The 19,872-nt window shown below is 72.3% G+C and carries 15 protein-coding genes and 1 pseudogene; 9 read left to right on the top strand and 7 right to left on the bottom strand.

Annotated features, from left to right (window positions below; translation table 11 throughout):
* Window positions 1–111: 111 nt before the first annotated feature.
* From ACIG0D_RS05700 to ACIG0D_RS05690, 3 genes are all read left to right on the top strand, one after another.
* Complete coding sequence (locus ACIG0D_RS05700; protein ID WP_399796465.1) at window positions 112–1,416, top strand: CaiB/BaiF CoA transferase family protein; 1,305 nt, start codon at window positions 112–114, stop codon at window positions 1,414–1,416.
* A gap of 96 nt (window positions 1,417–1,512) precedes the next feature.
* On the top strand, window positions 1,513–2,727 hold the full coding sequence (locus ACIG0D_RS05695; RefSeq protein ID WP_399796464.1) for an acetyl-CoA C-acetyltransferase: 1,215 nt from the start codon (window positions 1,513–1,515) through the stop codon (window positions 2,725–2,727).
* 39 nt (window positions 2,728–2,766) lie between these two features.
* Window positions 2,767–4,938: a 3-hydroxyacyl-CoA dehydrogenase NAD-binding domain-containing protein gene (locus ACIG0D_RS05690; RefSeq protein WP_399796463.1), complete on the top strand. Its 2,172-nt coding sequence runs from the start codon at window positions 2,767–2,769 to the stop codon at window positions 4,936–4,938.
* Between the two features lie 21 nt (window positions 4,939–4,959).
* Here the strand turns inward: ACIG0D_RS05690 and ACIG0D_RS05685 are convergent, their stop codons facing one another.
* Window positions 4,960–5,664, bottom strand: coding sequence for a MerR family transcriptional regulator (locus ACIG0D_RS05685; protein ID WP_399796462.1), 705 nt, complete (start codon window positions 5,662–5,664; stop codon window positions 4,960–4,962).
* A 214-nt stretch (window positions 5,665–5,878) separates the two neighbouring features.
* On the opposite strand from ACIG0D_RS05685, the gene ACIG0D_RS05680 reads away from it, so the two are divergent.
* The 3 genes from ACIG0D_RS05680 to ACIG0D_RS05670 are packed head-to-tail and all read left to right on the top strand — an operon-like array spanning window position 5,879 to window position 8,814.
* On the top strand, window positions 5,879–7,345 hold the full coding sequence (locus tag ACIG0D_RS05680) for an amino acid permease (protein ID WP_399796461.1): 1,467 nt from the start codon (window positions 5,879–5,881) through the stop codon (window positions 7,343–7,345).
* 54 nt (window positions 7,346–7,399) lie between these two features.
* Window positions 7,400–7,888, top strand: a complete 489-nt coding sequence (locus tag ACIG0D_RS05675; protein ID WP_399796460.1) for a macro domain-containing protein — start codon at window positions 7,400–7,402, stop codon at window positions 7,886–7,888.
* Window positions 7,885–8,814, top strand: coding sequence for a PfkB family carbohydrate kinase (locus ACIG0D_RS05670; protein WP_399796459.1), 930 nt, complete (start codon window positions 7,885–7,887; stop codon window positions 8,812–8,814). The genes ACIG0D_RS05675 and ACIG0D_RS05670 overlap by 4 nt, the downstream gene beginning before the upstream one ends.
* Here ACIG0D_RS05670 and ACIG0D_RS05665 read toward each other — a convergent pair.
* Window positions 8,811–10,331, bottom strand: a complete 1,521-nt coding sequence (locus ACIG0D_RS05665; protein WP_399796458.1) for a M1 family metallopeptidase — start codon at window positions 10,329–10,331, stop codon at window positions 8,811–8,813. The genes ACIG0D_RS05670 and ACIG0D_RS05665 overlap by 4 nt on opposite strands.
* A 222-nt stretch (window positions 10,332–10,553) precedes the next feature.
* On the opposite strand from ACIG0D_RS05665, the gene ACIG0D_RS05660 reads away from it, so the two are divergent.
* Window positions 10,554–12,620, top strand: coding sequence for a Xaa-Pro dipeptidyl-peptidase (locus tag ACIG0D_RS05660; RefSeq protein WP_399796457.1), 2,067 nt, complete (start codon window positions 10,554–10,556; stop codon window positions 12,618–12,620).
* Between the two features lie 52 nt (window positions 12,621–12,672).
* On the opposite strand, the gene ACIG0D_RS05655 is transcribed toward ACIG0D_RS05660, so the two are convergent.
* Window positions 12,673–13,635, bottom strand: coding sequence for an FAD-dependent oxidoreductase (locus ACIG0D_RS05655; protein ID WP_399796456.1), 963 nt, complete (start codon window positions 13,633–13,635; stop codon window positions 12,673–12,675).
* A gap of 67 nt (window positions 13,636–13,702) precedes the next feature.
* Between ACIG0D_RS05655 and ACIG0D_RS05650 the strand changes: the two genes are divergently transcribed.
* Both ACIG0D_RS05650 and ACIG0D_RS05645 read left to right on the top strand, forming a co-directional pair.
* Window positions 13,703–14,728: an oxidoreductase gene (locus ACIG0D_RS05650; RefSeq protein WP_399796455.1), complete on the top strand. Its 1,026-nt coding sequence runs from the start codon at window positions 13,703–13,705 to the stop codon at window positions 14,726–14,728.
* Between the two features lie 48 nt (window positions 14,729–14,776).
* Window positions 14,777–16,417 carry an ABC-F family ATP-binding cassette domain-containing protein gene (locus ACIG0D_RS05645; protein ID WP_399796454.1) on the top strand — a complete coding sequence of 547 codons (1,641 nt, stop codon included), beginning with the start codon at window positions 14,777–14,779 and terminating at the stop codon, window positions 16,415–16,417.
* On the opposite strand, the pseudogene ACIG0D_RS05640 reads toward ACIG0D_RS05645, so the two are convergent.
* From ACIG0D_RS05640 to ACIG0D_RS05625, 4 genes and pseudogenes are all read right to left on the bottom strand, one after another.
* Window positions 16,312–16,782: pseudogene (locus ACIG0D_RS05640) on the bottom strand (serine hydrolase); the annotation flags it as partial. The gene ACIG0D_RS05645 and the pseudogene ACIG0D_RS05640 sit on opposite strands and share 106 nt — an antisense overlap.
* A gap of 8 nt (window positions 16,783–16,790) precedes the next feature.
* Entirely contained in the window at window positions 16,791–17,015 is a 225-nt protein-coding gene (locus ACIG0D_RS05635; RefSeq protein WP_399797110.1) for a hypothetical protein, read from the bottom strand.
* A gap of 68 nt (window positions 17,016–17,083) precedes the next feature.
* The gene (locus ACIG0D_RS05630; protein WP_399796453.1) at window positions 17,084–19,495 is read right to left on the bottom strand and encodes a Tex family protein; all 2,412 of its coding nucleotides are present in this window, start codon (window positions 19,493–19,495) and stop codon (window positions 17,084–17,086) included.
* A 128-nt stretch (window positions 19,496–19,623) separates the two neighbouring features.
* Complete coding sequence (locus ACIG0D_RS05625; protein ID WP_399796452.1) at window positions 19,624–19,758, bottom strand: LPFR motif small protein; 135 nt, start codon at window positions 19,756–19,758, stop codon at window positions 19,624–19,626.
* Between the last annotated feature and the right edge of the window lie 114 nt (window positions 19,759–19,872).

Genomic DNA, 19,872 nt, shown 5'->3' with positions numbered 1-19,872 from the left:
CCCACCCGGCCGAAAATGGCTAAGCGCTTGCTCGTTCAGGTCTTGTGTGGACTGAAACCCGTTCTTACCATCACCGGTGTTACATCAGTTGTGTCACAGCGAGGGGGCTGGATGACCACGGCCACGACGGCACCGCGCGGACCGCTCACCGGCGTCCGGGTCATCGAGCTGGCCGGCATCGGCCCCGGGCCCTTCGCCGCCATGCTCCTCGCCGACCTCGGCGCCGACGTGGTCCGCGTGGACCGCCCCGGCGGCCCCGGCCTCGCGATCGACCCGGCCTTCGACGTCACCCACCGCAACAAGCGCTCGGTGATCGTCGACCTCAAGGCCCCCGACGGCCCCGCGCGCGTCCTCGACCTCGCCGAGCGCGCCGACGTCCTCATCGAGGGCTACCGCCCCGGCGTCGCCGAACGGCTGGGCGTCGGCCCCGACGCCTGCCACGCCCGCAACCCGCGCCTCGTCTACGGCCGCATGACCGGCTGGGGCCAGGACGGCCCGCTCGCCCACCGCGCGGGCCACGACATCACGTACCTCGCGCTCACCGGCACCCTCGGCATGATCGGCGTCCCCGGCGCACCGCCGGCCGTCCCCGCCAACCTGCTCGGCGACTACGCGGGCGGCTCCCTCTACCTCGTCGTCGGCGTCCTCGCGGCCCTCCACCACGCCCGCGCCACCGGCACCGGACAGGTCGTCGACGCGGCCATCGTCGACGGCGCCGCGCACCTCTCCGCGATGATCCACGGCATGCTCGCCGCCGGCGCCTGGCAGGACCGCCGCGGCACCAACCTCCTCGACGGCGGCTGCCCCTTCTACGGCACCTACGAGACCGCCGACGGGCAGTACATGGCCGTGGGCGCGCTGGAACGGCAGTTCTACGACGAGTTCATGGCCCTCCTCGGCATCCCGGACCGGGCCCCGGCCCGCGACGACCTCGCGCGCTGGGCCGAACTGCGGGAAGCCATCACCGCGCGCTTCAAGTCCCGTACCCGGGAGGAGTGGACGGCCGTGTTCGAGGGCTCCGACGCGTGCGTGGCGCCCGTGCTGTCGCTGCGCGAGGCCCCGCACCACCCGCACCTCGCCGCCCGGTCCACCTTCACCGGCCACGGCGGCATCACCCAGCCCGCGCCCGCCCCCCGGTTCTCCGCGACCCCCACGGCGGTCCGCACCGGCCCGGCCCGCCCCGGCACCGACACAGCCTCCGTGGCCCGCGACTGGGACGTGCCGCGTCTCGTCTCCCAGCCGGCCGAGGCGGACACTGAGACCGGGAGCGACACCGACACCGGGGCCGCGACCGACACCGTGACCGGTACCGGGACCGTGACCGGTACCGGGACCGTGACCGAGACCGACGCCGGGGCCGCGACCCAGCCCCGGAATCCCTCCCCGCCGACCGAGCCCGTGCCCCGAAACCCCTAGCCCTCCCAGCCGGCCGTCCCAGCCCCCCCCGAGCCCCCCAGCCCCCAGCCCCCGAGCCCCGAGCCCTCGAGCCCACCCTCAGTGAAAGGCCCCCTCGTGAGCACCGAAGCGTACGTGTACGACGCGATCCGCACCCCGCGCGGACGCGGCAAGGCGAACGGCGCCCTGCACGGCACGAAGCCCATCGACCTCGTCGTCGGACTCATCCACGAGATCCGCGACCGCTTCCCCGGCCTCGACCCGGCGGCCGTCGACGACATCGTCCTCGGCGTCGTCGGCCCGGTCGGCGACCAGGGCTCCGACATCGCCCGCATCGCCGCCATCGCCGCGGGCCTGCCCGACACGGTCGCCGGCGTGCAGGAGAACCGCTTCTGTGCCTCCGGCCTGGAAGCGGTCAACCTGGCCGCCGCCAAGGTCCGCTCCGGCTGGGAGGACCTGGTCCTGGCCGGCGGCGTCGAGTCGATGTCCCGGGTGCCGATGGCCTCCGACGGCGGCGCCTGGTTCAACGACCCGATGACCAACCTCGCGGTCAACTTCGTGCCGCAGGGCATCGGCGCCGACCTGATCGCCACCATCGAGGGCTTCTCCCGCCGCGACGTCGACGAGTACGCGGCCCTGTCGCAGGAGCGCGCGGCCACCGCCTGGAAGGAGGGCCGCTTCGAGCGCTCCGTCGTCCCGGTGAAGGACCGCAACGGACTCGTCGTCCTCGACCACGACGAGCACATGCGGCCCGGCACCACCGCCGACTCCCTCGCCAAGCTCAAGCCGTCCTTCGCGGACATCGGCGACCTCGGCGGCTTCGACGCCGTGGCGCTGCAGAAGTACCACTGGGTGGAGAAGATCGACCACGTCCACCACGCGGGCAATTCCTCCGGCATCGTAGACGGCGCCGCCCTCGTCGCCATCGGCTCCAAGGAGGTCGGCGAGCGCTACGGCCTCACCCCGCGCGCGCGGATCGTCTCCGCCGCGGTCTCCGGCTCCGAGCCCACCATCATGCTCACCGGCCCCGCCCCCGCCACCCGCAAGGCCCTCGCCAGGGCGGGCCTGACCATCGACGACATCGACCTCGTCGAGATCAACGAGGCCTTCGCCGCGGTCGTGCTGCGGTTCGTGAAGGACATGGGCCTGTCCCTGGACAAGGTCAACGTCAACGGCGGCGCCATCGCCCTCGGCCACCCCCTCGGCGCCACCGGTGCGATGATCCTCGGCACCCTCGTCGACGAGCTGGAGCGCCAGGACAAGCGGTACGGCCTGGCCACCCTCTGCGTCGGCGGCGGCATGGGCATCGCCACCGTCGTCGAGCGCCTCTGAACTCCCCGCGGACACCAGACTTCTACGGAGACCCCTGTCATGACCGAGAGCACCACGATCCGCTGGGAACAGGACGACACCGGTGTCGTCACCCTCGTCCTCGACGACCCGAACCAGTCCGCGAACACCATGAACCAGGCGTTCCGCGACTCCCTCGCCGCGGTCACCGACCGCCTGGAGGCGGAGAAGGACTCCATCCGCGGCGTCATCGTCACCTCCGCCAAGAAGACCTTCTTCGCCGGCGGCGACCTGCGCGACCTGATCCGCGTCACCCCGGAGACCGCCCAGGAGCTGTTCGACGGCGGCATGGCGATCAAGCGGAACCTGCGCCGCATCGAGACCCTGGGCAAGCCGGTCGTCGCCGCGATGAACGGCGCGGCCCTCGGCGGCGGCTTCGAGATCGCCCTCGCCTGCCACCACCGGATCGCCCTCGACGCCCCCGGCTCCAAGATCGGCTGCCCCGAGGTCACCCTCGGCCTGCTCCCCGGCGGCGGCGGAGTCGTCCGCACCGTCCGGCTGCTCGGCATCGCCGACGCGCTGCTGAAGGTGCTGCTCCAGGGCACCCAGTACAACCCGCGGCGCGCCCTGGAGAACGGCCTGGTGCACGAGGTGGCCGAGACGCGGGAGGAGATGCTCGCCAAGGCCCGAGCCTTCATCGACGCCCACCCCGAGTCCCAGCAGCCCTGGGACAAGCCCGGCTACCGCATCCCCGGCGGCACTCCCGCCAACCCCAAGTTCGCCGCCAACCTGCCCGCCTTCCCGGCCAACCTGCGCAAGCAGACCGGCGGCGCCCCCTACCCGGCGCCGCGCAACATCCTCGCCGCGGCCGTCGAGGGCTCCCAGGTCGACTTCGAGACCGCCCAGGTCATCGAGGCCCGCTACTTCGTGGAGCTGGCCGCGGGGCAGATCTCGAAGAACATGATCCAGGCGTTCTTCTTCGACCTCCAGGCCGTCAACTCCGGCGCCAACCGCCCGAAGGGCGTCGAGCCGCGCCAGGTCCGCAAGGTCGCCGTCCTCGGCGCGGGCATGATGGGCGCCGGCATCGCCTACTCCTGCGCCCGCGCGGGCATCGACGTCGTCCTCAAGGACGTCTCCCTGGAAGCCGCCCTCAAGGGCAAGGGCTACTCCGAGAAGCTGTGCGCCAAGGCCGTCTCCCGCGGCCGTACCACCCAGGAGAAGGCGGACGCGCTGCTCGCCCGCATCACCCCCACCGCCGACGTGCAGGACCTGGCGGGCTGTGACGCGGTCATCGAGGCGGTCTTCGAGGACACGGCCCTCAAGCACAAGGTGTTCCAGGAGGTCGAGCAGATCGTCGCCCCGGACGCCCTGCTGTGCTCCAACACCTCCACCCTGCCCATCACCACCCTCGCCGAGGGCGTCGAACGCCAGGCCGACTTCATCGGGCTGCACTTCTTCTCGCCGGTCGACAAGATGCCGCTCGTCGAGATCATCAAGGGCGAGCGCACCGGCGAGGAGGCGCTGGCCCGCGCCTTCGACCTGGTCCGGCAGATCAACAAGACGCCGATCGTCGTCAACGACTCGCGCGGGTTCTTCACCTCCCGCGTGATCGGCCACTTCATCAACGAGGGCGTGGCGATGGTCGGCGAGGGCATCGAGCCCGCGTCGGTCGAGCAGGCCGCCGCGCAGGCGGGCTACCCGGCCAAGGTCCTGTCCCTGATGGACGAGCTGACGCTGACCCTGCCCCGCAAGATCCGCAAGGAGACCAGGCGGGCCGTCGAGGAGGCGGGCGGCACCTGGACCCCGCACCCGGCGGAGGCCGTCATCGACCGCATGGTCGACGAGTTCGGCCGCACCGGCCGCAGCGGCGGCGCCGGCTTCTACGACTACGACGAGAACGGCAAGCGGGCGGGCCTGTGGCCGGGGCTGCGCGAGCACTTCACCAAGCCCGGCCACACGATCCCCTTCGAGGACATGCAGGAACGCATGCTCTTCTCCGAGGCGCTGGACACCGTCCGGCTGCTGGAGGAGGGCGTCCTGACGTCCGTCGCCGACGCCAACATCGGCTCCATCTTCGGCATCGGCTTCCCCGGCTGGACCGGCGGCGTGCTGCAGTACATCAACGGCTACGACGGTGGCCTGCCCGGCTTCGTGGCCCGCGCGCGGGAGCTGGCCGAGCGTTACGGCGACCGGTTCACGCCGCCCGCGCTGCTGGTCGAGAAGGCGGAGAAGGGCGAGCGCTTCACCGACTAGCCCGGCAGCGGTCCGAGTGGCTCACCTCGCGCCCGAGCGGGTGAGCCACTCGCCCAGTTCCTCCCTGAGCGACCGCTGGAAGGTCGTCAGCAGCGCCTGCACGACCAGGGGCTGCATGTGCGCCGACAGCGACCGCGCGTCCCGCGCGTCCCGCTCCGACACCTCGCCCCGCAGCAGCTGGGACAGCTCACGGGCCGCGGCGCGCGAGTGCTCGATGAGGACCGCGCGCGCGGCCAGGATCGCCTCCTGCGACATCGGTACGTCCAGCAGCCGCACCCCGAGCCGGAGCAGGCCGAGGTCCACGCGGTAGCCGTCGCCGTCCGGCCGTACGACGTCCATGGCCACCAGGCGCTCCACCTCGTCGTCCCCCAGCGCCCGCCCGGCCCGCCGCTCCAGCTCCTCACGGCTCACCGTCTCCACGGTGTCCGGCGCCCAGGAGGCCACCACCGCGCGGTGGATCGCCAGATCCTGGGGGCTCAGGTCCGGCGGAAGCTGCTGCAGATAGCGCTCGATCCCGGCGAGCGTCATCCCCTGGTGCTGGAGCTCCTCGATGAGCGCGAGGCGGGCCAGGTGCTCACGGCCGTAGTGCCCCACCCGGCGCGGGCCGATCACCGGCGGCGGCAGCAGACCCCGGGTGCTGTAGAAGCGCACCGTCCGCACCGTGACACCGGCCCGCGCGGCCAGCTCGTCTACGGTGAGGGGCCGCTCCTCGGCGTGGCTTGTCATGCGCAGCAGTATCGCTGTCTCACCAGAAGTGTGAAACCGCTGCGGATCCTGTGAGAAGTAACGCTCTGTGACCTGGCTCACCGCGCGTGACCGGACCTTGTGGGAAGGTGCTGCCTTGGTCTGTGCCGCAACACCCAGGGTGGTGCGGGCCGAGTCACCGTACGGACACCCGGGACGTATCCCGCCCCGGGCGCACCAGAGAGTGGAACCACCCGTGAGCAAGGACGCCGTGGAAACGGCACAGGTCGCCGCACACCCCGAGGCGACCCAGGCGCCCGCGGACGCGGGCGACGCCGGTTACAGCAAGGACCTCAAGGCCCGCCACGTCAACATGATCGCCATCGGCGGCGCGATCGGCACCGGACTCTTCCTCGGCGCCGGCGGCCGCCTGCACAACGCGGGCCCCGCGCTCGCGCTGGCCTACCTGGTCTGCGGCATCTTCGCCTTCTTCGTCGTCCGGGCCCTCGGCGAGCTGGTCCTGTACCGGCCGTCGTCCGGCTCGTTCGTGTCGTACGCGCGCGAGTTCCTCGGCGAGAAGGGCGCGTACGTCGCCGGCTGGATGTACTTCCTGAACTGGTCGACGACCGGCATCGCCGACATCACCGCGATCGCGCTCTACACGCACTACTGGAGCGCCTTCACCGACATCCCGCAGTGGGTGCTCGCCCTGATCGCCCTCGCCGTGGTCCTCGCGGTGAACCTGATCTCCGTGAAGATCTTCGGCGAGATGGAGTTCTGGTTCGCGATCATCAAGGTCGCGACCCTGGTCGCCTTCATGTTCGTCGGCATCTTCCTGCTGGCCACCCAGCACGAGGTCGGCGGCCAGACGCCCGGTCTGCACGTGATCACCGACAACGGCGGCGTCTTCCCGCACGGCCTGATGCCCGTCGTCCTCGTCATGCAGGGCGTGATCTTCGCCTACGCCGCGCTGGAGCTGGTCGGTGTCGCCGCGGGCGAGACCGCCGAGCCGGAGAAGGTCGTCCCGCGCGCGGTGAACTCGATCATGTGGCGCGTGGGCCTGTTCTACGTCGGCTCGGTCGTCCTGCTGGCCCTGCTGCTGCCCGGCTCGGTGTACTCCGCGAACGAGAGCCCCTTCGTCACCGTCCTGTCGAAGATCGGCGTCCCCGCGGCCGGCGACGTGATGAACCTGGTGGTGCTGACGGCCGCGATGTCGTCCCTGAACTCCGGCCTGTACTCCACCGGCCGCATCCTGCGCTCCATGGCCATGGCGGGCTCCGCGCCCAGGTTCACGGCCCGGATGAACCGCAGCCAGGTGCCCTACGGCGGCATCCTGCTGACCTGCGCGGTGTGCGTGCTCGGCGTCGGCCTGAACTTCGTCATGCCGCACCAGGCCTTCGAGATCGTGCTGAACGTCGCCTCGCTCGGCATCATCTCCACCTGGGTGATCATCATGATCTGTCACCTGATCTTCGTCCGCCGCGCCAAGGCGGGCCTGGTGCAGCGCCCGTCCTTCCGGCTCCCCGGCAGCCCGGTCACCGAGATCGCCACGATCGCGTTCCTGCTGGTCTGTCTCGGCATGATGGGCAACGACCCGGAGGTCGGCCGCTGGACCCTCCTCCTCGTCCCGTTCATCGCCCTCGCCCTGGTCGCCGGCTGGTTCGGCGTCCGCCGCCGCGTCTCCGAGACCGCGGACCAGGAGCTGACCAAGCTCGTGAAGTAGCGGCGAAAACGGCAGCTCAGAGCCACTGTCAGTGGCATCGCCTACGGTGGCGTCATGTCGGAGATCGTTTATGTCCGGGGTGACGCCACCGTGCCGTCCGCGAAGGGCGTCAAGCTGATCGCCCATGTCTGCAACGACATCGGCGGCTGGGGAAAGGGCTTCGTCCTGGCCCTATCGCGCCGCTGGCCCGCACCCGAGGCCGCCTACCGCGCCTGGCACCGCGAGCGCGCGACGAACGACTTCGGCCTCGGCGCCGTCCAGTTCGTCCAGGTCGAACCCTACGTCTGGGTGGCCAACATGATCGGCCAGCGCGGCATCAGAACCGGCAGCAAGGGCGTCCCGGTGCGCTACGAGGCCATCGACACCGCCCTCGGCCGGCTCGCCGACAAGGCCCTGGAACTCGGCGCGTCGGTCCACATGCCCCGGATAGGGTGCGGACTGGCCGGGGGAAAGTGGTCCCGTGTGGAGCCGCTGATCATCGAGCGGCTGGTGCGGCGGGGCGTCCCGGTGACGGTGTACGACCATGGGGAGGGCCGGAGTTGAGCCGCGACACCGACGTACTCGTGCTGGGCGGCGCGGGCGTGGACACCATCGTCCACGTACCGGAGCTGCCGCTCCCGTACGCCGACAGCTACCTGATCCACGACGGCATCCGCACCCGCGCCGGCCAGACCGGCGACTTCACGGCCCTCGGCCTGGCCGCCCTCGGCCTGCGCACCCACCACCTCGACTTCCTCGGCGACGACCCCGAGGGCGACCTGGTGAGAGCCCTGCACCGCGAGCACGGCATCGCACTCACCGCGATCCCGCAGCCCGCGGGCACCAAGCGTGCGGTCAACCTCGTCGGCCCCGACGGCCGCCGGCTGTCCCTGTACGACAGCAGCCGCGGCCGGCCCGACGACCGCCTCCCCGAGGACACCGTCCGCGACCTGGCCGCACACAGCCGCCACGTCCACGTCTCCATCACCCAGCCGTGCGCCCACGCCCTGCCCACGCTGCGCGAGACCGGCGTGACGATCTCCACCGACCTCCACGACTGGGACGGCGAGAACCCGTACCACGAGCCGTTCGCCCTCGCCGCGGACCTCGTCTTCGTCTCGGCCGCCCGCCTCACCGACCCCGAGCGCACCCTGCGCCGCGTCGCCGAGCGGGGCCGCGCCCGCGCGGTCGTCGCCACGGCCGGCGCCGAGGGCGCCCACCTGCTCGCCGACGGCGAGCTGACCCACGTACCGCCGGTGACGCCCCCCGCGCCGGTGGTGGACTCCAACGGCGCGGGCGACGCCTTCGCCGCCGCCTTCCTCTTCGGCTTCCTGAACGGCGAACCGCCCCTGCGCTGCGCCCGCTACGGCGTGATCGCCGGCGCCCACGCCTGCACGGTGCCGTCGACGCGGGTCGACGCCATCGGCCGGGAGGAGTTGCTGCGGAGGGCGGCCGAACCGGACCCCTCGGTGACGGTCACCAGCCCCTAACGCGCGTGCCCGTGCCCGTGCCCGTTCTCGTGCACACCGTTCGTCGCCGCGATCTTCTTCCACGACTTCGGCTGCGCGACGGCCTTCGAGGTGCGGGTCGCGATCGAGGCGTCCCGTGCCGCCGTCACACCCGGCTTCGACGGCTGGTACAGCCAGGTGTCGAACAGCGCGGCCAGCGGCTTCCCGGACACCTCCTCCGCGTACCGCCGGAAGTCGGCGACGGTCGCGTTGCCGTGCGCGTACCGCTTCGGCCAGCCCTTGAGGATCGCGAAGAAGTCCTCGTCGCCGATCTCGTTGCGCAGCGCCTGCAACGCCAGCGCGCCCCGGTCGTAGACGGCGATGTGGAACTGGTTCTCCGGACCCGGGTCGCCGGGCTCGACCGTCCAGAAGGGGTCGTCGGCCGGGCGCGAGGCGTACACGTAGTCGGCGATCTCCTGCGCCGTCCCCTCGCCCTCGTGCTCGGACCACAGCCACTGCGCGTACCGCGCGAAGCCCTCGTTGATCCAGATGTCCTTCCACTGCCGCACGGACACCAGGTCGCCGTACCACTGGTGGGCCAGCTCGTGCACCACCACGGACGTGTTCGTGCCGTTCGCGAACTGCCGCGGGCTGTAGAACGGCCGGGTCTGGGTCTCCAGCGCGTACCCGGTGTCCGTGTTCGGCACGTAACCGCCGAGCGCGTTGTACGGATACGGCCCGAAGTACTCGGTCAGCCAGTCGGCGATCTCCCCGGTCCGCTCGATGCTGGCCCGCGCGGCCCCGTAGTGGTCGCCGAGGTCCTTGCTGTAGGCGTTGACGACCGGGATGCCGCTCTCCGTCTTCCCGGTGGTGACGTCGAACCGGCCCACCGCGAGCGTGGCGAGATACGTCGCCTGCGGCTTGTTGGAGCGCCAGTTCCAGCGGGTCCAGCCGAGGCGTGAACTCGTCGACTGGAGCGTGCCGTTGGAGATGGCCTGGGTGCCGTCCGGGACCAGCACCGACACGTCGTAGGTAGCCTTGTCCAGCGGGTGGTCGTTCGAGGGGAACCACCACCAGGCCGCCTCGGGCTCGTTCGCCGCGACGCCGCCGTCCGGGGTGCGGTGCCAGCTGGTGAAGCCGTACGCCTCCTTCTTCGACGGCACCTCGCTGTAGCGGACCACGACGGTGACGGCCGTGCCCTTGTCGAGCGGGGTCTTCGGCGTGATCTCCAGCTCGTGCTCGCCGGTCGCCCGGAACTTCGCGAGGGCGCCGTTGACTCGGACCTCGCTCACGTCCAGCAGGAAGTCCAGGTTGAACTTCGAAAGGTCCTGGGTGGTCCGGGCGAGGAGGGTCGCCGTGCCCTCCAGCCGGTCGGTGGCCGGCTGGTACTTCAGCCGGAGGTCGTAGTGGGAGACGTCGTAGCCGCCGTTGCCGTACGCCGGGTAGTAGGGGTCGCCGATGCCCGGTGCGCCGGGGGCGTGACTCGCGGCCGATGCCGGGATCGCCAGCAGGAGGGAGGCCGCGGCCAGCGCGCCCGGAGCGGTGATTCTGCGGTGCACGTCAGCTCCAAGTCCTAGGTGCGGAAACTTTGTTCGGATGTGTTCGGAGCCTATTCAGTCCCCGTATCACCGAGCATGTCCATGGCCACCCCTGTCACACGATCGCCATCCGGCCGTCACGATCACCCCCGCCGCGACGGCGGATTTCGGCCACACCCGTCCCGTACGACACGCCATCCGCCCTCTTCTGCGCGGGAGTTGATCCCCTGTAGCGTCCGCGGCATGCCGATACGCACGCGCTTCACGATCTGGAGACCGTTCGCGACGGCGGCCACCGCCGCCCTGATGGCCGGCTTCCTCACCCCCGCCACGGCCCAGGCCGCACCCCGCACGGACCAAGCCGCACCCGGCACGACGGCCCCGGCCACCTCCGCAGCGACTCCGGCCCCTTCCGCAGCGGCTCCGGCCGCCGCCCCCGCCAAGGCTTCCGCCGCCCCCCGCACCAGCCAGCCCGTCTACTCCTACGACAACGCCATCCGCGAGGCCGTCTGGGTCGACACCCGCCTCGACGGCGACGGCGACGGCCGCACCGACCGCGTCGCCGTGGACATCGTCCGCCCGCGCGAGGCCGCCCGGCAGGGCCGCAAGGTCCCCGTCATCATGGACGCCAGCCCGTACTACGCCTGCTGCGGGCGCGGCAACGAAAGCCAGAAGAAGACCTACGACGCGGCCGGGAACGTCGTCCAGATGCCGCTGTTCTACGACAACTACTTCGTCCCGCGCGGCTACGCGGTCGTCGGCGTCGACCTGGCCGGAACCAACCGCTCCGACGGCTGTGTGGACGTCGGCGGCCGCTCCGACATCCAGTCCGCGAAGGCAGTCGTCGACTGGCTGAACGGCCGCGCCAAGGCGTACACCACCCGCACCGGCACCACCCGCGCCAAGGCGACCTGGACCAACGGCAAGACGGGCATGATCGGCAAGAGCTACGACGGCACGATCGCCAACGGCGTCGCCGCCACCGGCGTCGAGGGCCTGGAGACCATCGTCCCGATCGGCGCCATCTCCTCCTGGTACGACTACTACTTCGCCAAGGGCGCCCCGCTGTTCGACTCCGGCCCGGACGGGCTGGCGTACCGCGTCGAGAGCCCCGAGGCCCGCGCCCGCTGCGCCGCCGTCAAGCAGCGCATCGTGGAAGGCGCCCCGCGCACCGGCGACTGGACCCCGCTGTGGACCGAGCGCGACTACGTCCGCCACGCCGACCGCGTCGAGGCCAGCGTCTTCGTCGTCCACGGCATGCAGGACCTCAACGTCCGCGCCAAGCACTTCGGACAGTGGTGGGACGCGCTCGCGAAGAACGGCGTCGAGCGCAAGATCTGGCTCTCCCAGGTCGGCCACGTCGACCCCTTCGACTTCCGGCGCGCCACCTGGGTCGACACCCTGCACCGCTGGTTCGACCACGAACTCCTCGGCTACGACAACGGAGTCGACGACGAGCCCATGGCCGACATCGAGCGCGCGCCCGACCAGTGGGTGACCTCGGCCGTGTGGCCGCCGCGGGCCACCCAGGCGGCCATCCTCCGGCCCGCCGAGGGCGACCTCGACGGCGTCGGCACCCTCGGTCTGCGCCCCGGCACCGGCACCGAGACCTTCACCGACAACCCGGAGCACGACGAGACCGACTGGGCCGCGCACATCGACCGGCCCACCCCCGACAAGGCGGGCTTCACCACCGCGCCGCTCACCCGCGACCTGCGGCTGTCCGGCTCCTCGAAGGTGACCGTGACCGCGACCCCCAGCACCTCCACCGCCCACCTCAGCGCCGTCCTGGTGGACCTCGGCCCCGGCACCATCCGCGACTACGCCGACGCCGGCGAGGGCATCACCACCCTCACCGACCGCACCTGCTGGGGCGCGAGCACCACGGGTGACAGCGCCTGCTTCAAGGAGACCTCGGCGAAGACCGCCGACGTCGACTACACGATCGTCAGCCGCGGCTGGGCCGACCTCGGCAACCACGCCTCCGCCACCGGCGTCCCGCTCATCCCGGGCAAGCCGTACACGATCACCCTCGACCTGGCCGCCACCGACCACGTCGTGCCCAAGGGCCACCGGCTCGCGCTGATCGTCGCCGGGACCGACAAGGACCTGATCGAGCCCCCGTCGAGCACCCCGACGCTCAGGCTCGACCTGTCCCGCACCTCCGCGCGCGTCCCGCTCGTCGGCGGCGCCACCGCCTTCGCGCGCGCCACCGCCGGTACGGCGATCGCGCTGCCGGAGACCGCACGGCTGGACGCCGCCCCGCTCGACGGCGTACGCGAACCACGCCCCGCCCACCCCGTGCCGTAACCCGGCCCCACGCGGAGCCCCACTACGCGAAGTCCCGCCAGGTGAAGGCCCGCTACGCGGAGGAGGCGCCGAAGGCCAGTCCCGCCGCCTCCTCCGCGCACCCCCACGCCACGGTGACGCCCGCGCCGCCGTGGCCGTAGTTGTGCACCAGCAGCCGCCCGTCCGGCAGCGTCTCCCGCTCCAGCCGCACCGCGTCCCGCGCGGGCCGCAGCCCCACCCGGTGCCCCAGCACCCGCGCCCCGGCGATCTCCGGCCGCAGCGCCGCACACCGCCGTACGATCTCCGCCGCGACCGCCGGATCCGGCTCCGCCGACCACACGTCCTCCTCGGCCGTGCCGCCGAGCAGCAGCCGGCCGGGCTGCGGGAAGAAGTACGCCAATTCCCCGTCGGCGCCGGTGGACACCGTCCACGTGCGGATGCCGGGGTTCTCCACCACGACCAGCTGCCCGCGCACCGGCCGCACCCCCGGATCGGGGACGAGCGTCCGGGCGCCCAGCCCCGTGCAGTTGACGACCACCGGCGCGTCGGGCTCGCTCAGCGCGGACACCGCGCGCTCCTCGACCACCCCGCCCGCCGCCCGCAACCGCTCCCGCAGCCACGCCAGATGAACCGCCATGTCGACAAGCGGCAGCCGCGCCCACAGCCCGGCCCCCGCGTACTCGTCCGCCGTCGCCGCCCGCAGCCCGGGCAGCCGCGCCGCGGCCCAGCCGCCCACCTCGTCCAGATCGGTCTCGCCCAGTACCCCTTCGACCATGCGTACGCCGGTCACCTCCGGCCGCTCGGCCAGCTCCTCGTAGACCGCAAGCGAGCGCAGCGCCCAGGCCCGTGCCGCCGCGACCGGCCGGATCCGGTACGGCCACCACAGAGCGCCCGCGACCGCCGAGGTCGTCCGCTCCACCGGCTCACGCGACCACAATCGGACCCGCCGCCCGCGTTCGGCCAGCACCACGGCGGTCGTCAGCCCGATGACCCCGCCGCCCACCACGACCACGTCGTCCCGCACGTCACCGTCCACGCGGGGGACGGTAGCGGAATGTGTCATGCCGCGCTCAGGACTGTGCCGGACTGGGGATACTCACAGCATGTCTGCCGCGTATGCGACCTTTGGCCTGGCACCGGCGATGCGCGCCGGAGGCGTCCTCGCGGACGGCGCGTACCAGGTGCACCGGGACTTCGTCGACTTCATCGTCGACGGACGCCCCCTGCTCTTCCGGCTCTCCGACCTGGACGCCGTGTCCCCGCTCGCCGCCGACGTGCCGCCCGCCATCTTCACCGCGCAGGTGCGCGCCCTGCTGCTGGAGGCCGAGGCACCGCTGCCCGGCGGCCGGTACGTCGTCTACGGCTGCCCCGAGTGCGCCGACCTCGCCTGCGGCGCGGTCACCACCGTCATCGAACGCGACGGCGACGACTACGTCTGGCGGGACTTCGCCTGGCAGACCGAGGAACGGGTCGACCTCGAACTCAACGGCTACCACGGGATAGGGCCGTTCCGGTTCCGCGGCGAGGAGTACCGCGCGGCCCTGCGCTCCCTCCTCGACGACGCCGAACCCGCCGCCGCCCGCCGCCGCGTCCTGCTCATCGGCGCCCGCGTCGCCCTGCTCGCCAAGCTCGCCGCGGCCCTGCGCACCATCGGCATCGGCGCCGACATCGCCCACGACGCCGACCACGTGCCCCCGGAGGAGCTGCGCGCCTACGGCGCCGTCGTCTTCGGCCGCGCGGTCGGCGCCGAGGAGCGCGCCGCCGTCCGCCGCGCCTTCGAACGCGCCGGGGTATCCGTCGCCTACGTCGACGGCCTCGCCCCGATCGTCCCGCTGCTCGTCGCCCAGATAGAACACGCACTCGACCGCAGCCCCGTGGAGCGGCGCCGCCTGACCCGGCTGGTCGCCGCCGACGGCGAGGCCGGAGTCGAGGTCACCTCACCCTGCCGGGTCGTCCTCACCGCGTACCGCCTCGACCGCCTCTACCGCACCCACACCCGCGAACTCTTCGACGGCGTCCTCGAACCGGGCCGCCACCGCATCCCCCTGGACGCCAGGGCCGTCAAGGGCGAGGCCTTCGTCGTCGCGCGGACGGCGGGAAGCGTGCTGGTGGAGGCGATGGCCCGGTGAGGAACAGGTGCCCGGCGGGGGAGGGCGGCCGTTAGGATCGGCGGTCTGATGACTGCCACCCTCGTCGCCAAGAACCTCGCCGCCGGCCACGGCGACCGCTCGCTGTTCACCGGCCTCGACCTCGTCGTGGCCCCCGGCGACGTGATCGGCCTGGTCGGCGCCAACGGCGCCGGGAAGTCCACCCTGCTGCGCCTGCTCGCCGGCCTCGACACCCCCGAGCAGGGCGAGCTGCGGCTCTCACCGCCCACCGCGACGGTCGGTCATCTGCCGCAGGAGCCGGAGCGCCGGCCGGGGGAGAGCGTGCGGGAGTTCCTGGCCCGCCGCACCGGCGTGGCCGCCGCCCAGCGCGCCATGGACGAGGCGACCGAAGGCCTGGTCGAGGGGAGGCCGGGCGCGGACGACGCGTACGCGGCGAGCCTGGAGCGCTGGCTCGGCCTCGGCGGCGCCGACCTCGACGAACGCGCCGAGGAGGTCGCCGACTCCCTCGGCCTCGCGGTCGGCCTCGACCAGCCGATGACCTCCCTCTCCGGCGGCCAGGCCGCCCGCGCCGGACTCGCCTCCCTCCTGCTGTCCCGCTACGACGTCTTCCTCCTCGACGAGCCCACCAACGACCTCGACCTCGACGGCCTGGAGCGCCTCGAACGCTTCGTCGGCGGGCTGCGCGCCGGCACCGTCGTCGTCAGCCACGACCGCGAGTTCCTCACCCGCACCGTCACCAAGGTCCTCGAACTCGACCTGGCCCAGCGGCAGATCAACCTCTACGGCGGCGGCTACGAGGCCTACCTCGAGGAACGCGAGGTGGCCCGCCGCCACGCCCGCGACGACTACGAGGAGTACGCCGACAAGAAGGCCGCCCTCCAGGAACGCGCCCAGATGCAGCGCGCCTGGATGGACAAGGGCGTGAAGAACGCCCGGCGCAAGGCGGGCAACGACAACGACAAGATCGGCCGCAAGTTCCGCAGCGAGGCCAGCGAGAAGCAGGCCGCGAAGGCCCGCCAGACCCAGCGCATGATCGAGCGCCTGGAGGCGGTCGAGGAGCCCCGCAAGGAGTGGGAGCTGCGCATGGAGATCGCCTCCGCCCCGCGCTCCGGCGCCGTCGTGGCCACCCTGCGTGACGCCGAGGTACGGCGCGACGGCTTCACCCTCGGCCCGGTCACCCTCCAGATCGACTGGGCCGACCGGGTCGCCGTGACCGGCGCCAACGGCGCGGGCAAGTCCACCCTGCTCGCCGCCCTCCTCGGCCGCGTCCCGCTCGACGCCGGCCACGCGGCCCTCGGCTCCGGCGTCCTGGTCGGCGAGGTCGACCAGGCCCGCAAGCTGTTCCACGGCCCCGAACCCCTGCTGGACACCTTCCGCGCGGCCGTCCCCGACACCGAACCCGTCGAAGTGCGCACCCTGCTCGCCAAGTTCGGCCTGAAGTCGGACCACGTCCTGCGCCCGGCCGCCACCCTCTCCCCGGGCGAACGCACCCGCGCCGCCCTCGCCCTCCTCCAGGGCCGCGGCGTCAACCTCCTCGTCCTCGACGAGCCGACCAACCACCTCGACCTGCCCGCCATCGAACAGCTCGAGTCCGCCCTCGACGCCTACACCGGCACCCTCCTGCTGGTCACCCACGACCGCCGCATGCTCGACGCGGTCCGGGTGACCCGCCGCCTGGAGGTCGCGGCGGGCAAGGTCACCGAACGCTGACCGCTCGGGGGGCCGCACCGGGTCGTGCAGCGGAAGATGGCGAGCCCCGCGTCGTTGCGCCCCGGGCCGGCCGGTTCGGAGGCCCCGCCGGGGATCCAGCGGCGCCGCTCCCGGACGACATCACGGCCGTACAGCGCGCCCCCGGCGTAGCCGCGGATGAAACGGGTCATGTCGGCGGGCGTGGGGACGATGCCACCCGAAGCCCACACCCCGGACATGCTCAGCACCTCGCTGACGTCCTCCGGGGGTTCGGGCGGGTCCACGGCGTACCCGTGCAGATACGGCTCGGGCAGCTCCCAGCCCTGCGGCAGGCTGGTGTTCCGCAGGCCGAGCGGTGGGTACACCAGCTTCTCCAGCAGCCGCTTCCGCCCAACTAGCCGAGCCGCGTCGCCAGCTCGGGGTAGTCGACCACGAATCCGTCGGCGTCGAAGAGAAGACCGTCTGCGGTGTCGAGGACGTACGAGATCCAGTACGGCTCCGGCACCGTGCCGACCGCCCGGCCGCGGGCCCGCAGCGCGTCCCCGGAGAGCACGGCCCAGGCGGTCTCGTAGCCCCGGCTCGCCATGACCTCCCAGGTCAGTACCCGTGCAGTCGTCATGGCGTGACCCTAGGGGCGAAACGGGCCCGGGCCCCGGCATAGCGCACCGGGGCCCGCGCCCGCGTGTCTCAGCTCCTGCCGCCCTGCTTCGGGTCGAGCAGGCCCGCGCGGCGCAGCGCGTCGGCCATGGCGCCGTTGACCGGTGCCGGAGCGGCCTGGCGTCCGCCGCCGCTCCCGCGACCGCCACCGTTGCCACGTCCGCGACCGCCGCCCCCGCCCTGCCGCTGCTGCGGCGGACGGCCGCCCCGCGGCTGGCGGCGCTCACCGGACGGCTGCCCGTCCTGCGGGGCCGCCTCGTCGTCCAGCCGCAGCGTCAGCGAGATCCGCTTGCGCGGAATGTCGACGTCGAGCACCTTCACCTTGACGATGTCGCCCGGCTTGACCACGTCGCGCGGGTCCTTGACGAACGTCCTCGACATCGCGGAGACGTGCACCAGACCGTCCTGGTGGACGCCGACGTCGACGAACGCGCCGAACGCGGCCACGTTCGTGACGACGCCCTCCAGGACCATGCCCGGCTCCAGGTCGGAGATCTTCTCCACGCCCTCCTTGAACGAGGCCGTCTTGAACGCGGGCCGCGGGTCACGGCCCGGCTTCTCCAGTTCCTTGAGGATGTCGGTGACGGTCGGCAGACCGAACGTCTCGTCCACGAACTCCTGCGGCCGCAGCGAGCGCAGCACGGCGGTGTTGCCGATGAGCGCGGCCACCTCCTGGCCGGTGGTCTTCACCATGCGCCGCACCACGGGGTACGCCTCGGGGTGCACGCTGGACGCGTCCAGCGGGTCGTCGCCGCCGCGGATCCGCAGGAAGCCCGCGCACTGCTCGTACGCCTTCGGGCCGAGCCGCGGCACCTTCTTCAGCTGCGCGCGGGAGGTGAAGGGGCCGTTGGCGTCGCGGTGCGCCACGATGTTCTCCGCCAGGCCGGAGGAGATGCCGGAGACCCGGGCCAGCAGCGGCGCGGAGGCGGTGTTCACGTCCACGCCGACGCCGTTCACACAGTCCTCCACGACCGCGTCCAGCGAGCGCGACAGCTTCACCTCGGACAGGTCGTGCTGGTACTGGCCGACGCCGATCGACTTCGGGTCGATCTTCACCAGCTCGGCCAGCGGGTCCTGGAGCCGGCGCGCGATGGACACCGCGCCGCGCAGCGACACGTCCAGGTCGGGCAGCTCCTGGGAGGCGAACGCCGACGCCGAGTACACGGAGGCGCCCGCCTCGGACACCATCACCTTGGTGAGCTTCAACTCAGGGTGCTTGGCGATGAGTTCACCGGCGAGCTTGTCGGTCTCGCGGGACGCGGTGCCGTTGCCGATCGCGATCAGCTCGACCGCGTGCTCCTTCGCCAGCCGGGCCAGCTTGGCGATCGCCTCGTCCCACTTGTTGGCCGGGACGTGCGGGTAGATCACGTCGGTCGCGACGACCTTGCCGGTCGCGTCGACGACGGCCACCTTCACGCCGGTACGGAAACCGGGGTCCAGGCCCAGCGTGGCGCGCGTGCCCGCGGGGGCGGCCAGCAGCAGGTCCCGCAGGTTCGCCGCGAAGACCTTCACCGCCTCGTCCTCGGCGGCCGTGCGCAGCCGCAGCCGCAGACCGATGCCGAGGTGGACGAGGATGCGGGTGCGCCAGGCCCAGCGGACCGTGTCCGTCAGCCACTTGTCGGCGGGGCGGCCCCGGTCCGCGATGCCGAAGCGGTTCGCGATGATCCCCTCGTACGACGACGGGCCCTCGGTCGGCTCCTCCGGCTCCAGGACGAGGTCCAGCACCTCTTCCTTCTCGCCGCGCAGCATCGCGAGGATGCGGTGCGAGGGCAGCTCGGTGAAGGGCTCCGCGAAGTCGAAGTAGTCGGAGAACTTCGCGCCGGCCTCCTCCTTGCCCTCCCGCACCTTGGCGGCGAGCCGCCCGCGCACCCACATGCGCTCCCGCAGCTCGCCGATGAGGTCGGCGTCCTCCGCGAACCGCTCGGTGAGGATGGCGCGGGCGCCGTCCAGCGCGGCCTGCGGATCGGCGACGCCCTTGTCGGCGTCCACGAAGGCCGCGGCGGCGGCCAGCGGCTCGACGGTCGGGTCGCCGAGGAGCCCGTCCGCCAGCGGCTCCAGACCGGCCTCGCGGGCGATCTGCGCCTTGGTGCGCCGCTTGGGCTTGAACGGCAGGTAGATGTCCTCCAGGCGCGCCTTGGTCTCGGCGCCCCGGATCCGGGCCTCCAGCTCCTCGGTCAGCTTGCCCTGCTCGCGCACCGAGTCCAGGATCGCGGCGCGCCGCTCCTCCAGCTCCCGCAGATAGCGCAGCCGCTCCTCGATCGTGCGCAGCTGCGCGTCGTCGAGCATCTCGGTCGCTTCCTTGCGGTAGCGCGCGATGAAGGGCACCGTCGAACCGCCGTCCAGCAGTTCCACGGCAGCCCTCACCTGCCGCTCCCGTACGCCGAGCTCCTCGGCGATCCTGCCTTCGATGGACCCTGCTCCGAGGGACCCCGGTGTCGTCACGATGCCGTACCGCCTTCTCCGCTTCGGGTTGCGCGGCAATTGTGGCAGGTGGCACCGACAACAGGGGATCAGGGCGGGTCATGGGCGCGGCAGGCCGTCACCGCCTGGGGCGTCACGCCCCGGGGCCGTCACGCCCGTCGGGTGCTCCGGCCGGAGGAGGAGGCTCCGCCGAACAGCCGGGCCAGCGCCCGGAAGGGCAGCGTCACGACCGTGGCGATGGCGCCACCGATCTGCCGCAGTACGTCCGCAATGGCACGGAACACGTGAATCTCTCCTTCGTCGCCTTGATTCGAACGTTCGCGCATGACTTGGGTACCTCGCCGAAGCCCCGGCACACATGGCAGGAAAGGTGGGTTCCTCGTCATTGCGGCCCTCCG

The organism is Streptomyces sp. NPDC052773 (assembly GCF_044547145.1).
Taxonomy (GTDB): domain Bacteria; phylum Actinomycetota; class Actinomycetes; order Streptomycetales; family Streptomycetaceae; genus Streptomyces.
This window is presented reverse-complemented; position numbering and strand designations above follow the sequence as displayed.

Excerpts from the sequence above, each read along its gene's own strand:
- ACIG0D_RS05700 (WP_399796465.1), top strand. The coding sequence starts at position 112 with ATGACCACGGCCACGACGGCACCGCGCGGACCGCTCACCGGCGTCCGG.
- ACIG0D_RS05690 (WP_399796463.1), top strand. The coding sequence starts at position 2,767 with ATGACCGAGAGCACCACGATCCGCTGGGAACAGGACGACACCGGTGTC.
- ACIG0D_RS05685 (WP_399796462.1), bottom strand. The coding sequence starts at position 5,664 with ATGACAAGCCACGCCGAGGAGCGGCCCCTCACCGTAGACGAGCTGGCC.
- ACIG0D_RS05675 (WP_399796460.1), top strand. The coding sequence starts at position 7,400 with ATGTCGGAGATCGTTTATGTCCGGGGTGACGCCACCGTGCCGTCCGCG.
- ACIG0D_RS05660 (WP_399796457.1), top strand. The coding sequence starts at position 10,554 with ATGCCGATACGCACGCGCTTCACGATCTGGAGACCGTTCGCGACGGCG.
- ACIG0D_RS05650 (WP_399796455.1), top strand. The coding sequence starts at position 13,703 with ATGTCTGCCGCGTATGCGACCTTTGGCCTGGCACCGGCGATGCGCGCC.
- ACIG0D_RS05645 (WP_399796454.1), top strand. The coding sequence starts at position 14,777 with ATGACTGCCACCCTCGTCGCCAAGAACCTCGCCGCCGGCCACGGCGAC.
- ACIG0D_RS05635 (WP_399797110.1), bottom strand. The coding sequence starts at position 17,015 with ATGACGACTGCACGGGTACTGACCTGGGAGGTCATGGCGAGCCGGGGC.